General features: G+C 73.1%; 18 protein-coding genes. 8 read left to right on the plus strand and 10 right to left on the minus strand.

Translation table 11 applies throughout. The annotated features are described in order from the left end of the window. Positions 1 to 18: 18 nt before the first annotated feature. Positions 19 to 1,344 carry a CynX/NimT family MFS transporter gene (locus tag ACFVFQ_RS02105; RefSeq protein WP_383407084.1) on the minus strand — a complete coding sequence of 442 codons (1,326 nt, stop codon included), beginning with the start codon at positions 1,342 to 1,344 and terminating at the stop codon, positions 19 to 21. A 154-nt stretch (positions 1,345 to 1,498) separates the two neighbouring features. Between ACFVFQ_RS02105 and ACFVFQ_RS02110 the strand changes: the two genes are divergently transcribed. Continuing rightward, a complete protein-coding gene (locus tag ACFVFQ_RS02110; protein WP_383407087.1) occupies positions 1,499 to 2,200 on the plus strand; it encodes a FadR/GntR family transcriptional regulator in 702 nt (233 codons plus the stop codon). A gap of 307 nt (positions 2,201 to 2,507) precedes the next feature. On the opposite strand, the gene fabI is transcribed toward ACFVFQ_RS02110, so the two are convergent. Continuing rightward, positions 2,508 to 3,287, minus strand: coding sequence for an enoyl-ACP reductase FabI (gene fabI, locus ACFVFQ_RS02115; RefSeq protein ID WP_383407090.1), 780 nt, complete (start codon positions 3,285 to 3,287; stop codon positions 2,508 to 2,510). A 5-nt stretch (positions 3,288 to 3,292) separates the two neighbouring features. Then, positions 3,293 to 3,997, minus strand: a complete 705-nt coding sequence (gene fabG / locus ACFVFQ_RS02120) for a 3-oxoacyl-[acyl-carrier-protein] reductase (RefSeq protein WP_383407093.1) — start codon at positions 3,995 to 3,997, stop codon at positions 3,293 to 3,295. A gap of 162 nt (positions 3,998 to 4,159) precedes the next feature. Between fabG and ACFVFQ_RS02125 the strand changes: the two genes are divergently transcribed. From ACFVFQ_RS02125 to ACFVFQ_RS02145, 5 genes are all read left to right on the plus strand, one after another. Beyond that, positions 4,160 to 5,665 carry a TldD/PmbA family protein gene (locus ACFVFQ_RS02125; RefSeq protein WP_383407096.1) on the plus strand — a complete coding sequence of 502 codons (1,506 nt, stop codon included), beginning with the start codon at positions 4,160 to 4,162 and terminating at the stop codon, positions 5,663 to 5,665. Then, positions 5,662 to 7,095 carry a metallopeptidase TldD-related protein gene (locus tag ACFVFQ_RS02130; RefSeq protein ID WP_383407098.1) on the plus strand — a complete coding sequence of 478 codons (1,434 nt, stop codon included), beginning with the start codon at positions 5,662 to 5,664 and terminating at the stop codon, positions 7,093 to 7,095. The genes ACFVFQ_RS02125 and ACFVFQ_RS02130 overlap by 4 nt, the downstream gene beginning before the upstream one ends. Before the next feature lie 147 nt (positions 7,096 to 7,242). Beyond that, positions 7,243 to 8,646: a tyrosine--tRNA ligase gene (tyrS, locus tag ACFVFQ_RS02135; protein ID WP_383407101.1), complete on the plus strand. Its 1,404-nt coding sequence runs from the start codon at positions 7,243 to 7,245 to the stop codon at positions 8,644 to 8,646. Between the two features lie 172 nt (positions 8,647 to 8,818). Beyond that, on the plus strand, positions 8,819 to 9,181 hold the full coding sequence (locus ACFVFQ_RS02140; protein ID WP_383407104.1) for a DUF3099 domain-containing protein: 363 nt from the start codon (positions 8,819 to 8,821) through the stop codon (positions 9,179 to 9,181). Between the two features lie 231 nt (positions 9,182 to 9,412). Next, a complete protein-coding gene (locus tag ACFVFQ_RS02145; RefSeq protein ID WP_383407107.1) occupies positions 9,413 to 9,655 on the plus strand; it encodes a hypothetical protein in 243 nt (80 codons plus the stop codon). Here ACFVFQ_RS02145 and moaA read toward each other — a convergent pair. The 3 genes from moaA to ACFVFQ_RS02160 all read right to left on the minus strand — a co-directional run bounded on the left by moaA (position 9,638) and on the right by ACFVFQ_RS02160 (position 12,858). Further along, positions 9,638 to 10,627 (minus strand): GTP 3',8-cyclase MoaA, encoded by a 990-nt coding sequence (gene moaA / locus ACFVFQ_RS02150; protein WP_383407110.1) that lies wholly within the window; start codon positions 10,625 to 10,627, stop codon positions 9,638 to 9,640. The genes ACFVFQ_RS02145 and moaA overlap by 18 nt on opposite strands. Before the next feature lie 180 nt (positions 10,628 to 10,807). Further along, positions 10,808 to 12,430 (minus strand): cation acetate symporter, encoded by a 1,623-nt coding sequence (locus ACFVFQ_RS02155; protein ID WP_383407112.1) that lies wholly within the window; start codon positions 12,428 to 12,430, stop codon positions 10,808 to 10,810. Continuing rightward, on the minus strand, positions 12,427 to 12,858 hold the full coding sequence (locus ACFVFQ_RS02160) for a DUF485 domain-containing protein (RefSeq protein ID WP_383407114.1): 432 nt from the start codon (positions 12,856 to 12,858) through the stop codon (positions 12,427 to 12,429). Before ACFVFQ_RS02160 ends, ACFVFQ_RS02155 begins: the two co-directional genes overlap by 4 nt. Before the next feature lie 223 nt (positions 12,859 to 13,081). Between ACFVFQ_RS02160 and ACFVFQ_RS02165 the strand changes: the two genes are divergently transcribed. Both ACFVFQ_RS02165 and ACFVFQ_RS02170 read left to right on the plus strand, forming a co-directional pair. Continuing rightward, positions 13,082 to 13,327 carry a hypothetical protein gene (locus ACFVFQ_RS02165; protein WP_383407117.1) on the plus strand — a complete coding sequence of 82 codons (246 nt, stop codon included), beginning with the start codon at positions 13,082 to 13,084 and terminating at the stop codon, positions 13,325 to 13,327. A 137-nt stretch (positions 13,328 to 13,464) separates the two neighbouring features. Then, positions 13,465 to 14,958 (plus strand): S8 family serine peptidase, encoded by a 1,494-nt coding sequence (locus ACFVFQ_RS02170; protein WP_383407120.1) that lies wholly within the window; start codon positions 13,465 to 13,467, stop codon positions 14,956 to 14,958. 120 nt (positions 14,959 to 15,078) lie between these two features. Here ACFVFQ_RS02170 and ACFVFQ_RS02175 read toward each other — a convergent pair whose 3' ends face one another. The 4 genes from ACFVFQ_RS02175 to ACFVFQ_RS02190 all read right to left on the minus strand — a co-directional run bounded on the left by ACFVFQ_RS02175 (position 15,079) and on the right by ACFVFQ_RS02190 (position 17,827). After that, positions 15,079 to 15,885, minus strand: coding sequence for a lysoplasmalogenase family protein (locus ACFVFQ_RS02175; RefSeq protein ID WP_383407123.1), 807 nt, complete (start codon positions 15,883 to 15,885; stop codon positions 15,079 to 15,081). Next, positions 15,882 to 16,796 (minus strand): sterol desaturase family protein, encoded by a 915-nt coding sequence (locus ACFVFQ_RS02180; RefSeq protein ID WP_383407125.1) that lies wholly within the window; start codon positions 16,794 to 16,796, stop codon positions 15,882 to 15,884. Before ACFVFQ_RS02180 ends, ACFVFQ_RS02175 begins: the two co-directional genes overlap by 4 nt. Positions 16,797 to 16,925: 129 nt before the next feature. Then, positions 16,926 to 17,636 carry an SDR family NAD(P)-dependent oxidoreductase gene (locus ACFVFQ_RS02185; RefSeq protein ID WP_383407128.1) on the minus strand — a complete coding sequence of 237 codons (711 nt, stop codon included), beginning with the start codon at positions 17,634 to 17,636 and terminating at the stop codon, positions 16,926 to 16,928. Further along, positions 17,636 to 17,827: a hypothetical protein gene (locus tag ACFVFQ_RS02190; protein WP_383407131.1), complete on the minus strand. Its 192-nt coding sequence runs from the start codon at positions 17,825 to 17,827 to the stop codon at positions 17,636 to 17,638. Before ACFVFQ_RS02190 ends, ACFVFQ_RS02185 begins: the two co-directional genes overlap by 1 nt. Positions 17,828 to 18,078 lie beyond the last annotated feature (251 nt).

The raw sequence follows: 18,078 nt of genomic DNA on the forward strand, positions 1-18,078 counted from the left end.
CCGCTTGTCAGCCGCTCGTCAGCGCTCGTCCTCGATGCAGCGGTTGCGCCCCGCCAGTACACCCACCGCGATCTGCGGCACCATCAGCCCGACCATCAGCGCGATCGGCAACCCCCAACCACCGCTGTGCTGGTAGAGCGTGCCGACCAGCAACGGCCCGGGGATGGAGATCAGATACCCCACGCTCTGCGCGAAGGCCGACAGCTTGACCACCCCGGCCGGGCTGGCGGAGCGCATCCCGATCATCGTCAGGGCCAGCGGGAAGGCGCAGTTGGAGACGCCCATCAGCAACGCCCACCCCCAGGCACCGGCGGCCGGCGCCAACCACAGACCCGTGTACCCGGCCAGTCCGCAGACCCCGAGGACGACCACCAACGGCCCCTGGTGCCGCATCCGGGACGCCAGTCGCGGCAGGACGAAGGAGAGCGGGACGCCGACCGCCATGGTGACGGCCAACAACACCCCGGCGGTGCCCGCCGAGACCCCGGCGTCGCGGAAGATCTGCGGCATCCACCCCATGGTGATGTAGGCGGCCGTCGCCTGGAGGCCGAAGAAGACGGCCAGCGCCCAGGCGGTCGGCGACGAGGTGATCCGTATGGGGGTTTCCGCAGCCGCCGGCGCACCGCCTCCCGGTGCGGTCGCCGCGGCGGCCTGCGTGGAGATCTGCCGCTGGAGCACCACCAGCCACGGCAGCACCGCGAGCACGGCGAGCAGCGCCCACACCGTCAGGCCGGAGCGCCAACTGCCGCCCAGCGCGCCCGTCATGGGGACGGTGAGCGCCGCGGCGAGCGAGGTCCCCAGGGCCAGCGCCATGGAGTACACCCCGGTCATCGGGCCGACCCGGTCGGGGAACCAGGTCTTGATGACCACCGGCAGCAGGACGTTGCTGACCGCGATGCCGGCCAACGCCAGCGCGCTGCCGGCCAGGAATCCGGGCGTACCGCCGGCGTACGGGCGCACCACGACGCCCACCGCGATCGCGGCCATGCCGGCGCAGACCACCGCGCCCGGCCCGAAGCGCCGGGCCAACCGGGGCGCGGCGATGCCGAAGACGGCGAAGCACAGCGCCGGTACGGACGTCAGCAGACCGGCGACCGTGCCGCTCATGCCGAGCCCCTCGCGGACCTCCTTCATCAGTGCGCCGAGGCTGGTGATGGCAGGGCGGAGGTTGAGCGCGGCGAGTACCAGTCCGGCGACCACGATCCGGGGAAGCCAACGGGCGGCCGGCCCCGGCTCCGGCGCGCGCTCGGGAGCGGCGCCCGTGGTGGGCCCGTCGGCGGGCGGGGCGGGGGAGGTCGTGGGTCCGGCGGCCGGGCCGAGGATCGCGAGGTCGTCGTCTGACATAGCGGCCATCATAGAATCATGGGATGAATAGTTGTCCAGTCATTGTCGGTAGCCTCGGCTCACCTCCACGGCGCCACGGACCCCGCCGGCCGGCCCGCGTCCGCGCCGCCGCCGTCCGCCCGGCCGACCGCCCCCAGCCCCCCGGAGCCCAGCCATGCCCCTGACCTCGCCCCGTCGGTCCGCGCTGGCGGACCAGGTGATCGCGCAGCTGCGCGCCCAGATCACGTCCGGTGACTGGCCCGTGGGGTCCCGCATCCCGACCGAGCCGGAACTGGTCGTGCAGCTCGGGGTGGCCCGCAACACCGTCCGCGAGGCCGTCCGGGCACTGGCGCACAACGGCCTGCTCGACATCCGGCAGGGCTCGGGCACCTACGTGGTCGCGACCAGCGAGCTGGCCGGGGTGATGCACCGCAGGTTCGCCGACGCCGACCCCCGACACGTCGCCGAGCTGCGCTCCGCCCTGGAGGCCGAGGCCGCCCGGCTCGCCGCGCACCGCCGCACCGAGCAGGACCTGCGCCAGCTCGACGCGCTGCTGGAACGCCGCGAGCGGGCCTGGGAGTCGGGCGCGGCCGCGGCGTTCGTGGAGGCCGACGCGACCCTGCACATGGCGGTGGTGGCGGCTTCCCACAACGACGTGCTGGCCGAGATCTACGCCGATCTCGGCGGTGTGCTGCGGGAGTTCCTGCGCGCCGACGTCGGCGAGGAGCTGCGGCCCGAGGCGCGGATGGACCACGCGCGCCTGGTGGCGGCGATCCGCGCGGGAGACGGTGAGACGGCCGCGGCCGAGGCGGGCGCCCATTCCTTCGGGTGCCGCCCCGGGGCGGGGCCCGTAGGGGCGGTCGAACAGGTCCCGTAGGGGACGCGAAGGCCCCCTGCGGGGCCACAACGGGCCGTGGGCGGGGGGATATTCCCGGTGCGGCGGAGCGAGGGGCAGGGGAGGGAGGGGCATGCTCGGCCGGCGACGCAGACCGGCGGCCCAAGGCCACCGAGCGGCAGCGAGAGTCGCCACAACGAGTCGCAACGGGCAGTCGAAGCGCACCGCCACAGGCCGAAACGCACCGCCGCTGACCGGAACGCAGTGCCGCTGCCCGGAACGCGCCACTGCCCGCCCCGGGCGTACCGGGACGGGCAGTTGGGAGGTGCGACGGGTGTCGCGGCGGGCGTCAGGCGCCCATCATGTGCACGCCGCCGTCGACGTGGATGATCTCGCCGGTGGTCTTCGGGAAGAAGTCCGACAGCAGGGCGACGACGCCGCGGCCCGCGGGCTCCGGGTCGGCCATGTCCCACTCCAGCGGGGAGCGGGTGTTCCACACGTCGGCCAGGTCCGAGAAGCCCGGGATGGACTTGGCGGCCATCGAGCCGATCGGGCCGGCCGAGATGAGGTTGCAGCGCACGTTCCGCTTGCCGAGGTCCCGCGCCATGTAGCGGTTGGTGGCCTCCAGGGCGGCCTTGGCCGGGCCCATCCAGTCGTACTGCGGCCAGGCGAACTGGGCGTCGAAGGTCAGGCCGACCACCGAGCCGCCCTCGTCCGGCATCAGCGGCAGGCAGGCCATGGTCAGCGACTTCAGGGAGAACGCCGAGACGTGCATGGCCGTGGCGACCGACTCGAAGGGCGTGTTGAGGAAGTTGCCGCCGAGCGCGTCCTGCGGGGCGAAGCCGATGGAGTGGACGATGCCGTCCAGGCCACCGAGCTCCTCACGGACCACGCCCTCCAGGCGGTCCAGGTGCTCCTGGTTGGTCACGTCGAGCTCGACGACCTTGGCCGGCTTCGGCAGCTTCTTGGCGATGCGCTCGGTGAGCGTCGGCCGCGGGAAGGCGGTCAGGATGACCTCGGCGCCCTGCTCCTGCGCGACCTTGGCCGCGTGGAAGGCGATCGAGGACTCCATCAGCACACCCGTGATCAGGATGCGCTTGCCGGCAAGGATTCCGCTGGTGTTCGTCATCGTGCTCAGTGCCCCATGCCCAATCCGCCGTCGACGGGAATGACGGCTCCGGTGATGTACGCGGCCTCGTCGGAGGCCAGGAAGCGGACGGAGGCGGCGACCTCCTCGGGCTGCGCGTAGCGCGCCAGCGGCACCTGCTTCACGATGCCCTCCCGCTGCTCGTCGCTGAGCACCCGGGTCATGTCGGTGTCGACGAAACCGGGCGCGACGACGTTGACCGTGATGTTGCGGCTGCCCAGCTCACGCGCGAGCGAACGGGAGAAGCCGACCAGCGCGGCCTTGGAGGCGGCGTAGTTGGACTGCCCCGCCGCGCCCATCAGGCCGACCACGGACGAGATCAGCACGATCCGCCCCTTGCGGGCCCGCAGCATCGCGCGGTTGGCGCGCTTGACCACCCGGAACGTGCCGGTCAGGTTGGTGTCGAGGACGGCGCTGAAGTCCTCCTCGGACATCCGCATCAGCAACTGGTCGCGGGTGATGCCGGCGTTGGCCACCAGCACCTCGACCGGACCCTGCTTCTCCTCGATCTCCTTGTACGCCTGCTCGACCTGCTCGGCGTCCGTGATGTCGCACTTCACGGCCAAAAATCCCGCCGGGGGCTCCCCCGAGCGGTAGGTGATGGCGACCTTGTCGCCTGCCTCGGCGAAGGCGCGGGCGATGGCCAGGCCAATGCCGCGGTTGCCTCCGGTGACCAGAACCGAGCGGCTCAAGAGATCACCCTTTCCGTGTCCCGTCCGTCTTGCGTTCGGTACGAAACTATCGGTCGGGGGCCCCTTCCGGAGAATCGAGCCCGGACAGGGGCGCGCCCCGGTCACTGTCGGGTCTCCACAGAAGCGGGGGATGATGCTCCCGCCGAACTACGGGAGGATGCCGTGCCCGCCGCACCCCATGAACTCGACGAGACCTTCCGCGCGCTGCCGTTGCACGCGCTGGCCGATGCCGCCCTGGCGCGGGCCCGCGCGCTCGGCGCGGAGCACGCCGACTTCCGCCTGGAACGGGTCCGCAGCGCGCTGTGGCAGCTGCGCGACGCCCGCACGTCGGCCACCGCCGACACCACCGACCTCGGCTACGCGGTGCGGGTGGTGCACAACGGCGCCTGGGGCTTCGCCTCCGGCGTGGACCTGACCATGGACGCGGCGGCCCGGGTCGCCGGCCAGGCGGTGGCGATGGCGCGGCTGTCCGCCAAGGTGGCCAAGGCCGCGGGCGCCGGGGAGCGGGTGGAGCTGGCCGACGAGCCCGTCCACCGGGACCGCACCTGGGTGTCCTCCTACGAGGTCAACCCGTTCGACGTCCCGGATGCCGAGAAGACCGGGCTGCTGGCCGCCCCCGGGGTGGCGCACGTCGACGCGCACCTCCTGGTCGCCCAGGAGAACAAGTTCTACGCCGACACCGCGGGCACCAGCACCACCCAGCAGCGGATCCGGCTCCACCCGGAGCTGACCGCGGTCGCGGTGGACCCGGCCACCGGCGACTTCGAGTCGATGCGGACCCTCGCGCCGCCGGTCGGCCGGGGCTGGGAGTATCTGACCGGCGGCCACGACTGGGACGGCGAACTCGCCGCGCTCCCCGAGCACTTGGCCGGCAAGCTGCGCGCCCCGAGCGTCGAGCCCGGCGCCTACGACCTGGTCATCGACCCGTCCAACCTCTGGCTGACGATCCACGAGTCGGTCGGGCACGCCACCGAACTGGACCGTGCGCTGGGCTACGAGGCGGCCTACGCCGGCACCTCGTTCGCCACCCCCGACCGGCTCGGCTCGCTGGTCTACGGCTCACCGCTGATGAACGTGACCGGCGACCGGACCGTCGAGCACGGCCTGGCCACCGTCGGCTACGACGACGAGGGGGTGGCCGCCCAGTCCTGGGACCTGGTCACGGACGGCATCCTGAGCGGCTACCAACTCGACCGCCGGACCGCGAAGTTGGCCGGTCTGTCGCGCTCCAACGGCTGCGCGTTCGCGGACTCCCCCGGCCATGTGCCGGTCCAGCGGATGGCCAACGTCTCGCTCCGGCCGGCGCCGGACGGCCCGTCGACGGAGGGGCTGATCTCCGGGGTGGAGCGCGGCATCTACCTCGTCGGCGACCGCTCGTGGTCCATCGACATGCAGCGCTACAACTTCCAGTTCACCCAGCAGCGGGCGTTCCTGATCCGCAACGGGCGCCTGGCCGGCCAGCTGCGCGACGTCGCCTACCAGGCCACCACCACCGACTTCTGGGGGTCGTTGACCGCGCTCGGCGGCCCGCAGACCTACGTCCTGGGCGGCGCCTTCAACTGCGGCAAGGCCCAGCCGGGCCAGCTCGCGGCGGTCTCCCACGGCTGCCCGGCGGCGGTCTTCGAAGGCGTGCAGGTCCTCAACACCACACAGGAGGCAGGGCGATGAGTCAGCGTGCCAGGCGCGGCAACCGGCCGCACGAGATCGTCGAGCGGGCCCTGGAGCTGTCCCGCGCCGACGGCCTCGTGGTCATCGTCAAGGAGCGCTCCGACGCCCATCTGCGCTGGGCGGGCAGCGCGCTCACCACCAACGGCACCACCCGCGGCCGGTCGGTCACGGTGGTGGCGACGGTGGACGGCGCCCAGGGGACCGCGTCCGGGGTGGTCTCGCGGTCGGCGGTGACCGCCGGGGAACTGGAGCCGCTGGTGCGGGCGGCGGAGGCGGCGGCCGCGGACGCCGGGCCGGCCGAGGACGCCGCGCCGCTGGTCACCGAGGGCCCGGCGGGCGCCGGCACGGGCTTCACCGACGCCCCCGCCGAGACCTCTCCGGAGGTCTTCGCCGCGTTCGCCCCGGCTCTTGAGGAGTCCTTCCGGCAGGCCCGGGCCGACGGCCGCGCCCTGTACGGCTTCGCCCAACACACCGTCGTCTCCTCGTACTTGGGCACCTCCACCGGGCTGCGGCTGCGGCACGACCAGCCCACCGGGACGCTGGAGCTCAACGCCCGGTCCGCGGACGGCGCCCGCTCGGCCTGGGCCGGCCGGTCCACCCGGGACTTCGCCGACACCGACCCGCGGCAGCTGGACGCCGAGCTGGCCGGCCGGCTGGGCTGGGCGGAGCGCCGGATCGAGCTGCCGGCCGGCCGCTACGACACCCTGCTGCCGCCCGCCGCCGTCGCGGACCTGCTGATCTACCAGCAGTGGTCGGCCACCGCCCGGGACGCCGCCGAGGGCCGCACGGTCTTCTCCAGGGCGGGCGGCCCGGCGGGCGCGGCGCAGACCCGGGTCGGCGAGCGGCTCAGCGACCTGCCGCTGACGCTGCGCAGCGACCCCGCGGCCCCCGGGCTTCAGTGCGCGCCGTTCGTGCTGGCCCACGCCTCCGGCACGGACGCCTCGGTCTTCGACAACGGGCTGCCGCTGACCGCCACCGACTGGGTGCGCGGGGGCGTGCTGGACCGCCTGGTGGCCACCCGGCACGGCGCCGCGCTCACCGGCCTGCCGGTGGCGCCGGCGGTCGACAACCTCCTGTTGGAGGGCGGGAGTTCGGACTCCCTCGACGCGATGGTGGCCGCCGCCGGTCACGACGGGCCGACGCTGCTGCTGACCTGCCTGTGGTACATCCGCGAGGTCGATCCGGCGACGCTGCTGCTGACCGGGCTGACCCGGGACGGCGTCTATCTGGTGGAGGGCGGCGAGGTCGTCGGCGCGGTCAACAACTTCCGGTTCAACGAGTCGCCGGTGGACCTGCTGGGCCGGGCGGTGGCGGCGGGCCGGACCGAGCGGACGCTGTCGCGGGAGTGGGGGGACTCCTTCCCGCGGACCGCGATGCCACCGCTGCGGGTGCCGGACTTCAACATGAGCTCGGTCAGCCGGGGCGTGTGAACGGGCGCCGCTGCGGCCCCCGGCGGCGGGGGCGGAGCGGCGGCCCGGGCCCTTGGGCCGGCGGATATCCCGACGACCTCCCGGGACCGGCCTAATAGACTGTCGCCCTGTCCTCCCGTTTGGGAACCACGATTGATCAGGGACGCCATGACACGCCTCGGCGAATCCGTCGCCCGCGCCAGCACGCTGCTCTCCACCGACCTCTCCTCGGACGACACCGTCCGGGAGCTGCTCCAGGAGACCGGTGAGCGGCGCTATCTGGACCTGACGGACCTGTCGCCGAAGGAGCAGGCCGAGCTGATCGCCTCCCGCACGGTCGAGGTGCTGCCGGGCGTCGCGAAGCTGGCCGAGCGGATCGAGGAGCGTCGGGCGGCCGGCAAGGGGCTGCACGTCAAGCTGGGCATCGACCCGACGGCCACCGATGTGCACCTCGGGCACGCGGTGCCGCTGATCATCCTCAGCCGGTTCCAGCGGCTGGGCCACGACGTCACCCTGATCATCGGCGACTTCACGGCCAAGATCGGCGACCCGTCGGGCCGCACCGCCGAGCGGCCGCCGCTGACCGACGAGGACATCGCGCACAACCTCGCCACCTACCGCCAGCAGGTCCGCCCGTTCTTCGACTTCGAGAAGGTCAGCTTCCGGCAGAACAGCGAGTGGCTGGCGCCGTACACCTTCCCGGAGCTGCTGGGGCTGCTCGCGCAGGTGCCGGCCGCGCAGCTGCTCCAGCGCGAGGACTTCCGCAACCGGCTCGCGGCCGGCTCCGGTCTGACCATGACCGAGCTGCTCTACCCGATCGCGCAGGGCCTGGACTCGGTGGCGCTCGCCTGCGACGTGGAGCTGGGCGGCTCCGACCAGCTGCTCAACCTCCAGATGGGCCGCAAGCTGATGGAGCTGCGCGGGCAGCGGCCGCAGCTGGTGGTGACCATGCCGCTGATCGAGGGCACGGACGGCACCGGCGCCAAGATGTCCAAGTCCAAGGGGAATTACGTCGGGCTGAGCTCGCCCGCCGACGACGTCTTCGGCAAGATCATGTCGGTGCCGGACCGGCTGATGGAGCCGTACCTCAAGGCGTGGACCGAGTGGACCGACGAGGAGATCACGCTCGTCCTGGGCCGGGTCGCCGAGCGGTCGGTGCATCCGATGGACCTCAAGAAGATCCTCGCGGGCGAGGTCGTCACGGCGCTGTACGGGCTGGACGCGGCGATGGCCGCCCGGGCCGGCTTCGTGGCGCAGTTCTCCAAGAAGTCGTTCGCGGACGTGGAGTCGCTGCCGTCGGTGGACGCCGGTGAGCACGGGGCGCAGACCGTCGCGGCGGTGCTGACGACGGTGCTGGAGTTCACCCCGAGCGCCTCGGCGGCGCGGCGGCTGGCGAAGCAGAACGCGCTGCGGCTGGTGGTCGAGGGCGCCGACGGCCAGTCGACGGTGGTGCTGGCGGAGGCCGACGCGGTGCGGCCGCTGGCCGAGGTGCTGGCGGAGAAGGTGACCGACCCGGCGGGCGTCGCGTACCTCAAGGCCGGCCGCAAACTGGCCCAGATCACCGGCCGTTAGTCGCCGGCCGCGCACGGCCACCGGCGCGGGGTGTCCGACCTACCGCATCTGTCGGACACCCCGTACGCCATCGGCACGACCCGGCCTCGTAGGGCGGAAGGGGCCGGCGTACCGTGGGAACTGACCGGAATGCGGGGAGAATCCGGCAGGACCGAGCAGGTGGTGGAACGTGATGCGGAAGCAGAGCGGCGGCGGCGAAACCTTCCGGATCACGGGGGCCCGGCGGGGGCTCACCGAGGACGTGCGGGGCCGCCAGCGGCGGTATGTGATCTCGATGGCGGTGCGGACCGTGGCCGTGGTGCTCACCGCCGTGCTGTGGAACATCGAACGTCCGGTTGCCATCGCAACGTTGGTGATCGGCATGGGGTTGCCGTACATCGCCGTCGTCATCGCCAACGCCGGCCGGGAGAACGTCCCTTCACTGCCCTCCACGTTCGTCAAACCCGTGCGGAAGATGCTGAATTCGGGCGACGCGGAATCCGTTGCGGAACGGCCGACCGCGGAGTCGACGCAGTCGCGCGGCGAGCGCGACTGAGGCTTTGCAGCGGACGCTTGCTCCGCAAAGCTCAAGAAAAGCTCAGATCAATCACGCGGTTCCGGTGCACCGGGCACCGCCCCCCATGACATACTGCGTACGCGCTCCGCATCCCCCGTCGGAGCGACCGATCGACGCCGGGCGGCTCCCCCCGTGGCTGCCCGGCGTCGTCATGTCCGCACCAGGCGCCGGTGCGTGAGGGCCGCGCGGGGCGGGACGTAGGGTTGAGGCGTGAACTCCCCGAACGCTTCCGAGAATGTCACCATCTGTTCGGCCAAGGGCTGCCGCGCCGACGCGGTGTGGGTGGTGGCCTGGAACAACCCCAAGCTGCACACGCCGGACCGGCGCAAGACGTGGTTGGCGTGCGACGAGCACCGGGAGCATCTGTCGCAGTTCCTCGCCGTGCGCGGGTTCCTCAAGGACGTGGTGGCGCTGGCGGATTGGGAGCGCGGGCGGTCAGCCTCCGATGGCTGACATGGGGCGCTCGGGCTGAAGGAAGGTGGGGTCGTCGAGGCCGGAGCCGGCCTTCTTGCCCCACATGGCCAGCTTCCAGATCCGGGCTATCTCGGCGTCGGGGGCGCCGGAGCGCAGGGCGGCCCGCAGGTCCGTCTCCTCGGTGGCGAACAGGCAGGTGCGGATCTGGCCGTCGGCGGTGAGCCGGGTGCGGTCGCAGGCGCGGCAGAACGGGCGGGTCACCGAGGCGATGACGCCGACGCGGTGCGGGCCGCCGTCGACGACCCAGCGCTCGGCGGGGGCGGAGCCGCGCTCGTCCTGGCCCTCGGCGGTGAGGGCGAAGCGGGTGCGCAGTGAGGCGAGGATGTCGCCGGCGGTGATCATGCCGTCGCGCTTCCAGCCGTGCTGGGCGTCCAGCGGCATCTGCTCGATGAAGCGCAGCTCGTAGCCCTCCTCGATGGCCCAGGCCAACAGGTCGGGGGCCTCGTCGTCGTTGAGGCCGGGCATCAGGACGGTGTTGACCTTGACGGGGGTGAGGCCGGCGGCGCGGGCGGCTTCCAGGCCCGTGAGGACGTCGGCGTGCCGCTTGCGGCGGGTGAGGGCCGTGAAGACGTCGGGCCGGAGGGTGTCGAGGGAGACGTTGACGCGGTCCAGGCCGGCGGCACGCAGGGCGGGGGCGGTGCGGGCCAGGCCGATGCCGTTGGTGGTCAGCGAGAGCTGGGGGCGGGGGGTGAGCGCGGCGGCCCGCTCGACGATGCCGACCAGGCCGGGGCGGAGCAGTGGCTCGCCGCCGGTGAAGCGGATCTCGGTGATGCCGAGGTCGCGGACGGCGATCTCGATCAGGCGGACGATCTCGTCGTCGGTCAGCAGATCGGGCTTGGCCAGCCAGGCGAGGCCCTCTTCGGGCATGCAGTAGGTGCAGCGCAGATTGCACCGGTCCGTGAGCGAAACCCGCAGGTCGGTGGCCACGCGGCCGTACGTGTCGATGAGCACTTGGCCCCCTCCCCGAGAGTGTGGATCGGTGCGTCGATCACTTGCGTCTTCGAGCCTACGCGATGGGTCCGACAGTGAGGAGGCGTGAGAAGCACGAGGTGGGCGGGGTGCGGTCGTAGAGAACTACGACAGCACCCCGCCCAGGGACTGTAGAGACGGCTCAGGCGGCCCGGGGGTGGCTCAATGGGCGCCGCTGCCGGTCAGGGAACGGACCTCCAGTTCGGCGTACTTGGCGGCGTCGGGTGCCTCCTTGGAGAGCAGGGAGCCGAGCCAGCCCAGGAGGAAGCCGAGCGGGATGGAGAGCAGGCCCGGGTTCTCCAGGGGGAAGAAGGCGAAGTCGGCGCCGGGGAACATCGAGGTCTCCTTGCCGGAGACGACGGGCGAGAAGAGCACGAGGAGGACGGAGGAGAGCAGGCCGCCGTAGACGGACCATAGGGCGCCCTGGGTGGTGAAGCGCTTCCAGAAGAGGCTGTAGAGGAGGGTGGGGAGGTTGGCGGAGGCGGCGACGGCGAAGGCGAGCGCCACCAGGCCGGCGACGTTCAGGCTGCGGGCGAAGACGCCGAGGACGATGGCGACCGCGCCGATGCCGACGGTGGCCCAACGGGCCGCGCGGACCTCCTCCTTCTCGGTGGCGGCCCCCTTGCGCAGGACGTTGACGTAGAGGTCGTGGGCGAAGGAGGAGGACGAGGCGAGGGTGAGGCCGGCGACCACCGCGAGGATGGTGGCGAAGGCGACCGCGGAGATCACGGCGAGCAGCACGGCGCCGCCGGTGGAGCCCGCGCCGCCGCCGATCTCCTGGGCGAGCAGCGGGGCCGCGGTGTTGCCCGCCTTGTTGGAGGCGGTGAGGGTGCCGGGCTTGATCAGGGCCGCGGCGCCGAAGCCGAGCGCCAGCGTCATCAGGTAGAAGACGCCGATGATGGCGATCGCCCAATTCACCGAGGTCCGGGCGGCCTTGGCGGTGGGCACGGTGTAGAAGCGGATGAGGATGTGCGGCAGGCCGGCCGTGCCCAGGACGAGGGCGAGGCCGAGGGAGATGAAGTCGATCTTCGAGGTGGCGGTGGCCCCGTATTTCAGGCCGGGCTCCAAGAAGGCGGCGCCCTTGCCGCTGTTCTCGGCGGCGGCGCCGAGCAGCGCGGAGGGGTTGAAGTGGAACTTCCAGGCCACCAGGAAGGTGATCAGCAGGGTGCCGGCGATCAGCAGGACGGCCTTGACCATCTGGACCCAGGTGGTGCCCTTCATGCCGCCGATGGTGACGTAGAGGATCATCACGATGCCGACCAGGACGACGACGAGGATCTTGCCGGCCTCGCTGGTGATGCCCAGGAGCAGGGTCACCAGGGCGCCGGCGCCGGCCATTTGGGCCAGCAGGTAGAAGATCGAGACGACGATGGTGGAGGTGCCGGCGGCGGTGCGCACGGGGCGTTGGCGCATCCGGTAGGCGAGCACGTCGCCCATGGTGAAGCGGCCGGAGTTGCGCAGCGGTTCGGCGACCAGGAGGAGCGCGACGAGCCAGGCGACGAGGAAGCCGATGGAGTACAGGAAGCCGTCATAGCCGAAGAGGGCGATGGCGCCGGCGATGCCCAGGAAGGACGCCGCGGACATGTAGTCGCCCGAGATGGCCAGGCCGTTCTGGAAACCGCTGAACTGCCGCCCGCCGGCGTAGAAGTCCTCCGCCCCCTTGGTCTGTCGGCCGGCCCAGACGGTGATGCCGAGGGTGGCGGCGACGAAGACCGCGAAGAGGGTGACGATCAGGGTGCGGTGCTCGCCGGCGCCGCCGGCGGCGAGGTGGTGGGTGAGGGTCATGCGCCGGCCTCCTGTACGCCGGTCGGGCCGGGGCCGTCCTCCGGGGCGGCGCCCGCGGCGGCGGCCTGTGGGGCGGCGACCGCCGCGGTGGGGGCCTCCAGGCGGGCCTTGAGAGCCGCGGCCCGGGGGTCGAGGCGGGCGGCGGCGTGCCGGGAGTACCACCAGGCGATCAGGAAGGTGGTGGCGAACTGGGCGAGGCCGAGCACGAGGGCGACGTTGAGGTGGCCGGCGACCTTGGTGGCCATGAAGCCGCCGGCGTAGCTCGACAGCAGCACGTAGGCGAGGTACCAGAGGACGAAGGCGGCGGTGAGCGGGAAGGCGAACGAGCGGTGCGCGCGGCGGAGTTCGGCGAACTCCGGGCTCGACTGCGTCTGTGGGTAGTCGGGCGGGTCGTGTGGTCCCCGGTCGGCGTGGGGTGCGGTGATCACGTGGGTCTCCTGACGCTCAATGGGCTGGTGCGGGGCCGGGAAGGCCGAGTAAGCCGAGAAAGTGGAGAATGCCGAGAATACGGCCCGGATAAGTGACGTGGATCACGCATCGTAGAGGCGGCGGGCGCGGCGCGACAGACGGTGGATGGTTGAATTCCCGAAGAAATCGGGGGAATGGGCGCACCGGCCGCCACCGCGCCGGCGGCGCTTCGTTGGGCCGGTCATGACGCCCCCGCCGCAGCAGGAACCGCCGCCGTACGCCCCCCGCCGGCGCCCGTACGGCAGCGTCCGGCTGGCCGCGCCGATCGCCGCCGCGCCCGCGCGGTCGCGTCCGGGGGCGGACGCCCGGCGCTGGTACGGCCCGCGGATCCCGTTGCCGCCGCTGAGCATGGGCACGCTGCGCGCCCGCGACGGCGCGGCCGACGACCCCCGCCCCCGCTCCCTGCCCCGGCCACCGGCAACTGACTAGGCGTCAATTCGCCGCTTCTGCGGGTTTTTTCCGCGTTCCCCTGCCACGCGCCGGCGCGCGCCGCTAGCTTCGCCTGTCATGCATCCGCCCGTACGCGCCCCGCGTGCGGGCGGTCCGACGGATGAGGTGGAGTACCCATGGCACGTCCCCTTGCACATCCCCGGAACAGACGCCTGCGGGCCCTGGCCGTACCGCTCGGGTTGGCGCTTACCGCGTCCCTCGGCTTCCTGCCGAGCGCTGCCGGCGCGACGCCCCAAGCCAGCGGCCCGCTGCTGTCGTACGTGGTCAACACCGTTCCCGGCCACGCCACCGTCGCCAAGGTCGAGCGGGCGATAGGCCGGGCCGGCGGCACGGTGGTCACCGCCCACGAGCGGATCGGCGTGATCGTCGCGCATGCGGCCGACCCCCGGTTCGCCGCCGGCATCCGGACGGTGCCGGGGGTGCAGTCGGCCGGCGCGACCCGCACCGCGCCGCTCAAACAGTCCGGCACCGACGACATCGGAAAGCCACAGCGGATCACCAAGGCCCAACTCGCGGCCGCCGAGCGCACCGCGCGGGCCACCGGCCAGGAGCCGCTGGAGCCGCTCCAGTGGGACATCCGCGCGATCCGGGCCGACCGGGCGGCGAAGGTGAACCCCGGCAGCCGCAAGGTGACCGTCGCGGTCATCGACACCGGTGTGGACGACACCCACCCCGACCTCAAGCCGAACTTCTCGGCCCGGCAGTCCGCCAACTGCGTCGGCGGGGTGCCGGACACCTCCCCGGGCGCCTGGCGGCCCTACGACCCCGTCGCCGGCGCCCACGGCACGCACGTGGCGGGCACCATCGCCGCGGCCCGGAACGGCGTGGGGGTGACCGGCGTCGCGCCCGGCGTCAAGGTCTCCGCCCTCAAGGTCAGCGAGCCGGGGACCGGCCTGTTCTACGCGGAGAACGTGGTGTGCGCCTTCGTTTTCGCCGCCGACCACCACGTCCAGGTCACCAACAACAGCTATTACGTGGACCCGTGGATGTTCAACTGCAAGGACGACGCCGACCAGGCGGCCATCGTTGACGCGGTCGGCCGGGCCGCGAAGTACGCGCAGGACCGGGGCGTGGTCAACGTGGCCGCGGCGGGCAACGCCCACGCCGACCTCGCGGCCGACAAGCTCACCGACATCGGCAGCCCCAACGACTCCACGCCGGTCAACCGCACCCTCGACCCCGCGCGGTGCTGGGACGTGCCGACCCAACTACCGGGGACGGTGACCGTCGCGGCGACCGGTTCGCACCGGCTCAAGTCCGGCTACTCCAACTACGGCCTCGGGCAGATCGACGTGGCGGCACCGGGCGGCGACTCTCAACAGGTGCCCGAACTGCCCGCCAAGAACGGCAATGTGCTGTCCACCGTCCCCGGCGGCGACTGGGCGTTCTACGCCGGCACCTCGATGGCCTCCCCGCACGTCGCCGGCGTCGCGGCGCTCCTGAAGAGCACCCACCCGAAGGCGAGCCCGCAGGAGATCCAGTGGCTGCTCAAGCAGCAGGCCGACAATCCCGGCTGCCCGACGGGCGACGCCACCTGCACCGGAACCCGGTACGTCAACAGCCACTTCGGCTACGGGATCGTCGATGCGTTGAACGCGGTGACGGAGTGAGCCGGAGGAATGCGGTGAGCGGAGTGAACACTGTGGACGGAGCGAACACGGTGGGCGCGGTGGACGTGGCGCGGTAGCCGCGCGTCCGGGGTGGTGGCGGGCCCGGCCCGCCACCGCTCGTCACCCCGTGCGCCCCAGGGCGGCGGCGAGTCGGTCCACCGGGGCGCGCGGCTCCGCGGGCGCGGGGCCGGACGGCCCGGTCGCCGCCGCCAACACCCCGACGGCCAGGGCAACTTGGGCGGCCGTATAGGTGAGCATGATCCAGAACTGTGGGGCGGGCAGGTGGGGCCAGTGGGCAAGGCCGCCGGCGATCAGGGAGTCGGAGAGCACGAAGAGCAGCCCGCCCGCCGCGGCCCGGCGGCCCGCCCGGAGCGCGCCGAACGCCATCGTGGTCAGCAGCAGGCTGTAGCCGGCGACCGGCAGCCGCAGGGCGGCCGGCAGGTCAGGCCACAGCAGCGCCGTGGTGACGACCAGCGCGGCCGCGTACAGCCCGGCGGCCGTGGCGCTGCGCGACCGGCGGGTCCCGGTGCAGGCACCGGCTCCACCGGAGCGGCTGACGCCGCGCCCCCTTCCGCCGCCGTGCCGGGCGAACAGCAGCAGATAGCAGACGTGGCCGAGCGCGAACGAGCCCATGCCGACCAGGAAGGCGGTGCCGCCGCCGAGTTGGAGCAGGGTGTCGCCGCCGCAGCCGAACAGCAGCGCCCCGGCCAGCAGCGGCGGCCCGCCACGGGCGAGCACATGCGCGGCCAGCAGCGGCATCAGGGCCGGCTTGGTGAGGTGGACGACGGCGTCCGCAACTCCCGCGGGACCGCCGCCACTTGGGGCGGCGGCGCGCGCCACCAGGGCGACGAGGTGGCCGACGGCCAGGACGGCGAAGACCGCCAGCAGGACGTGGGCGGCGCGCGGCCGGGGCGCGAGCGGTCTCACGCGGCGGGCTCCCCCACCGCGGGCTCCGCGGCGCGCCCCGCCGCGTCCTGGGCCTCGGCGGCCGCCACCGCGGCGCGGACCCGGGCCGGCTGCCAGCCCGGCCCGCGGAACACCCGCCCGACGCGCTCGCCCCAGCCGTCCGCGGCCCGGATGTCGCGGGCGATGGCGGCGTACTCGTGGGTGGCGACCCGCAGCGGGTTGAAGGTGTTGATGTTCTTGGTGAGGCCGTAGACGGGCCGCTCGGTCTCGGGGACGAACGAGCCGAACATCCGGTCCCAGATGATCAGGATTCCGCCGAAGTTGCGGTCCAGATAGCCGCCTTGGGAGGCGTGGTGGACGCGGTGGTGCGAGGGCGTGTTGAAGACGAACTCGATCGGCCGGGGCAGAGTGCCGATCCGCTCGGTGTGCACCCAGAACTGGTAGACGAGGTTGGCGCCGGAGGTGAAGGCGATCACGGCCGGGTGCACGCCGAGCGCGACCATCGGCACGTAGAACGGCCAGACCGTCCAGGTCGTCCACGGCTGCCGCAGCGCGGTGGTGAAGTTGAACCGCCGGCTGGAGTGGTGGACCACGTGGCAGGCCCACAGCACGCGGATGACGTGGTGGCCGCGGTGCGACCAGTAGTAGAAGAAGTCCTGCGCCAGCAGCATCAGGAGCAGCGTCCACCACACGACGGGGATGCGCAGCGGGGTCAACTCGTAGACGGCCGCGTAGATCGCCACGATCGGTATCTTCCACAGCGCGTCGAAGACCAGGCTGCCCAGCCCCATGGTGACGCTGGTGGCCGCGTCCTTCGCCTCGTACCCCTCGGCGTCGTCGTCGGGGTGCAGGCGGTAGCTCACCATCTCCACGACGGTGAGCACGACGAAGGCCGGTACGGACCACAACACGACATCGGGCAGGTGCGGCATGCCCCGCACCATAAGTGCGCCACCGGGCCTACCGCTAGGGGTAGTTACTCAGAAGTATGGAAGACCTGACACCGCCTTCCCGTCTGGGCGTACCGCCGGTAGCCCCAGGGATCGGTCGCCCGCGCTCCCTCACTCCGCCTCGGCGCCCGCGCCCGGTGGCCGTATCCAGAAGCGGCCGCCCCGGATGCCGGCGACGACCCGCCCGGCGACCTCCGCGACCGCGGCGGGCGACGCCGGCGGCCCGGCCCCGTCGAGCGCGTACGGACCGGGGACGAGGACCGAGGCCCCCACGGGGGCACCCGCGGCCGCCAGTTGGGCGCGCAGGGTCTCGGTCAGGGCCACCACCGCCGCCCCGGTGGCGGCGGGCACGGAGGCGGCGCCCGAGGGCGCGCACCCGCCGTCCGCGGCAGCGGAGTTGACGACATGGCCGGGCTCCCCGGAGGCCACCATCCGGGGCAGAAAGCACCGGACGCCGTGCAGCACGCCCAGGACGTTCGCCTCGAACGACCGCCGCCAGTCGGCGGGATCGTGCTCCCACAGCGGCCCCGGGGCCCCGCGCCCGGTCCCGGCGTTGTTGCACAGCACATGGACGGCGCCGAAGGTGTCGTAGGCGGCGCCGGCCAGCGCCTCGACCTCCGCCCGCTCGCCGACGTCCACGGTGCGCGCCAGCAGTTCGGCGCCGCCCGCGATCAGTTCGTCGGCGAGGGCGCGCAGCGGCTCCTCCTCGGTGTCGGCGAGGACGACCCGCAGGCCCTCCGCGGCGAGGCGCCGGGCCAGGGCCCGGCCGAGGTCGCCCGTCGCGCCGGTGACCACCGCGACCTGCCCGGCCCGCAGCTCCATCAGGCGCCCCCGTCCCGCCGGAGGTCGCGGACCGGCGGCGGGGCGCCGCTGCACCGCCACCCGGCGGGACGCGGCCCCAACGGGGCACCGGGGCGGTCCCGTTGGGCGCCCGCGCCCGCCCGGGCCGGGGCCCCCGGTGCGTCCGCGGCGGCCCCGGCCGCGGTGCGGGCTCCCCAGTGTGCGCCTGCCATGGCGTACCGCCCTTCGTCATCCGTGTCAGCCGTGTCAGCCAGGTCTGCCAGGTCATCGGTGTGGTCAAAGTGATCGGAGTGGTCCGTGCGGCGCGGGTCGTGCGAGGCGTCCGTCACACCGTCGCACCGTGGCCGACGAGGGGTAAAGACCGTGCTGCCGGCCGGAGCTGGGCGGGCGGGGCGACGACAGGGGCCCCGCGCCGCCCCGTTGACCCGCGCGCCGGCCCCGGCGGGCAGCGCGTCCCGGCCCG

It is taken from the genome of Streptomyces sp. NPDC057743, assembly GCF_042798755.1.
In the GTDB taxonomy this organism is placed as follows: domain Bacteria; phylum Actinomycetota; class Actinomycetes; order Streptomycetales; family Streptomycetaceae; genus Streptomyces.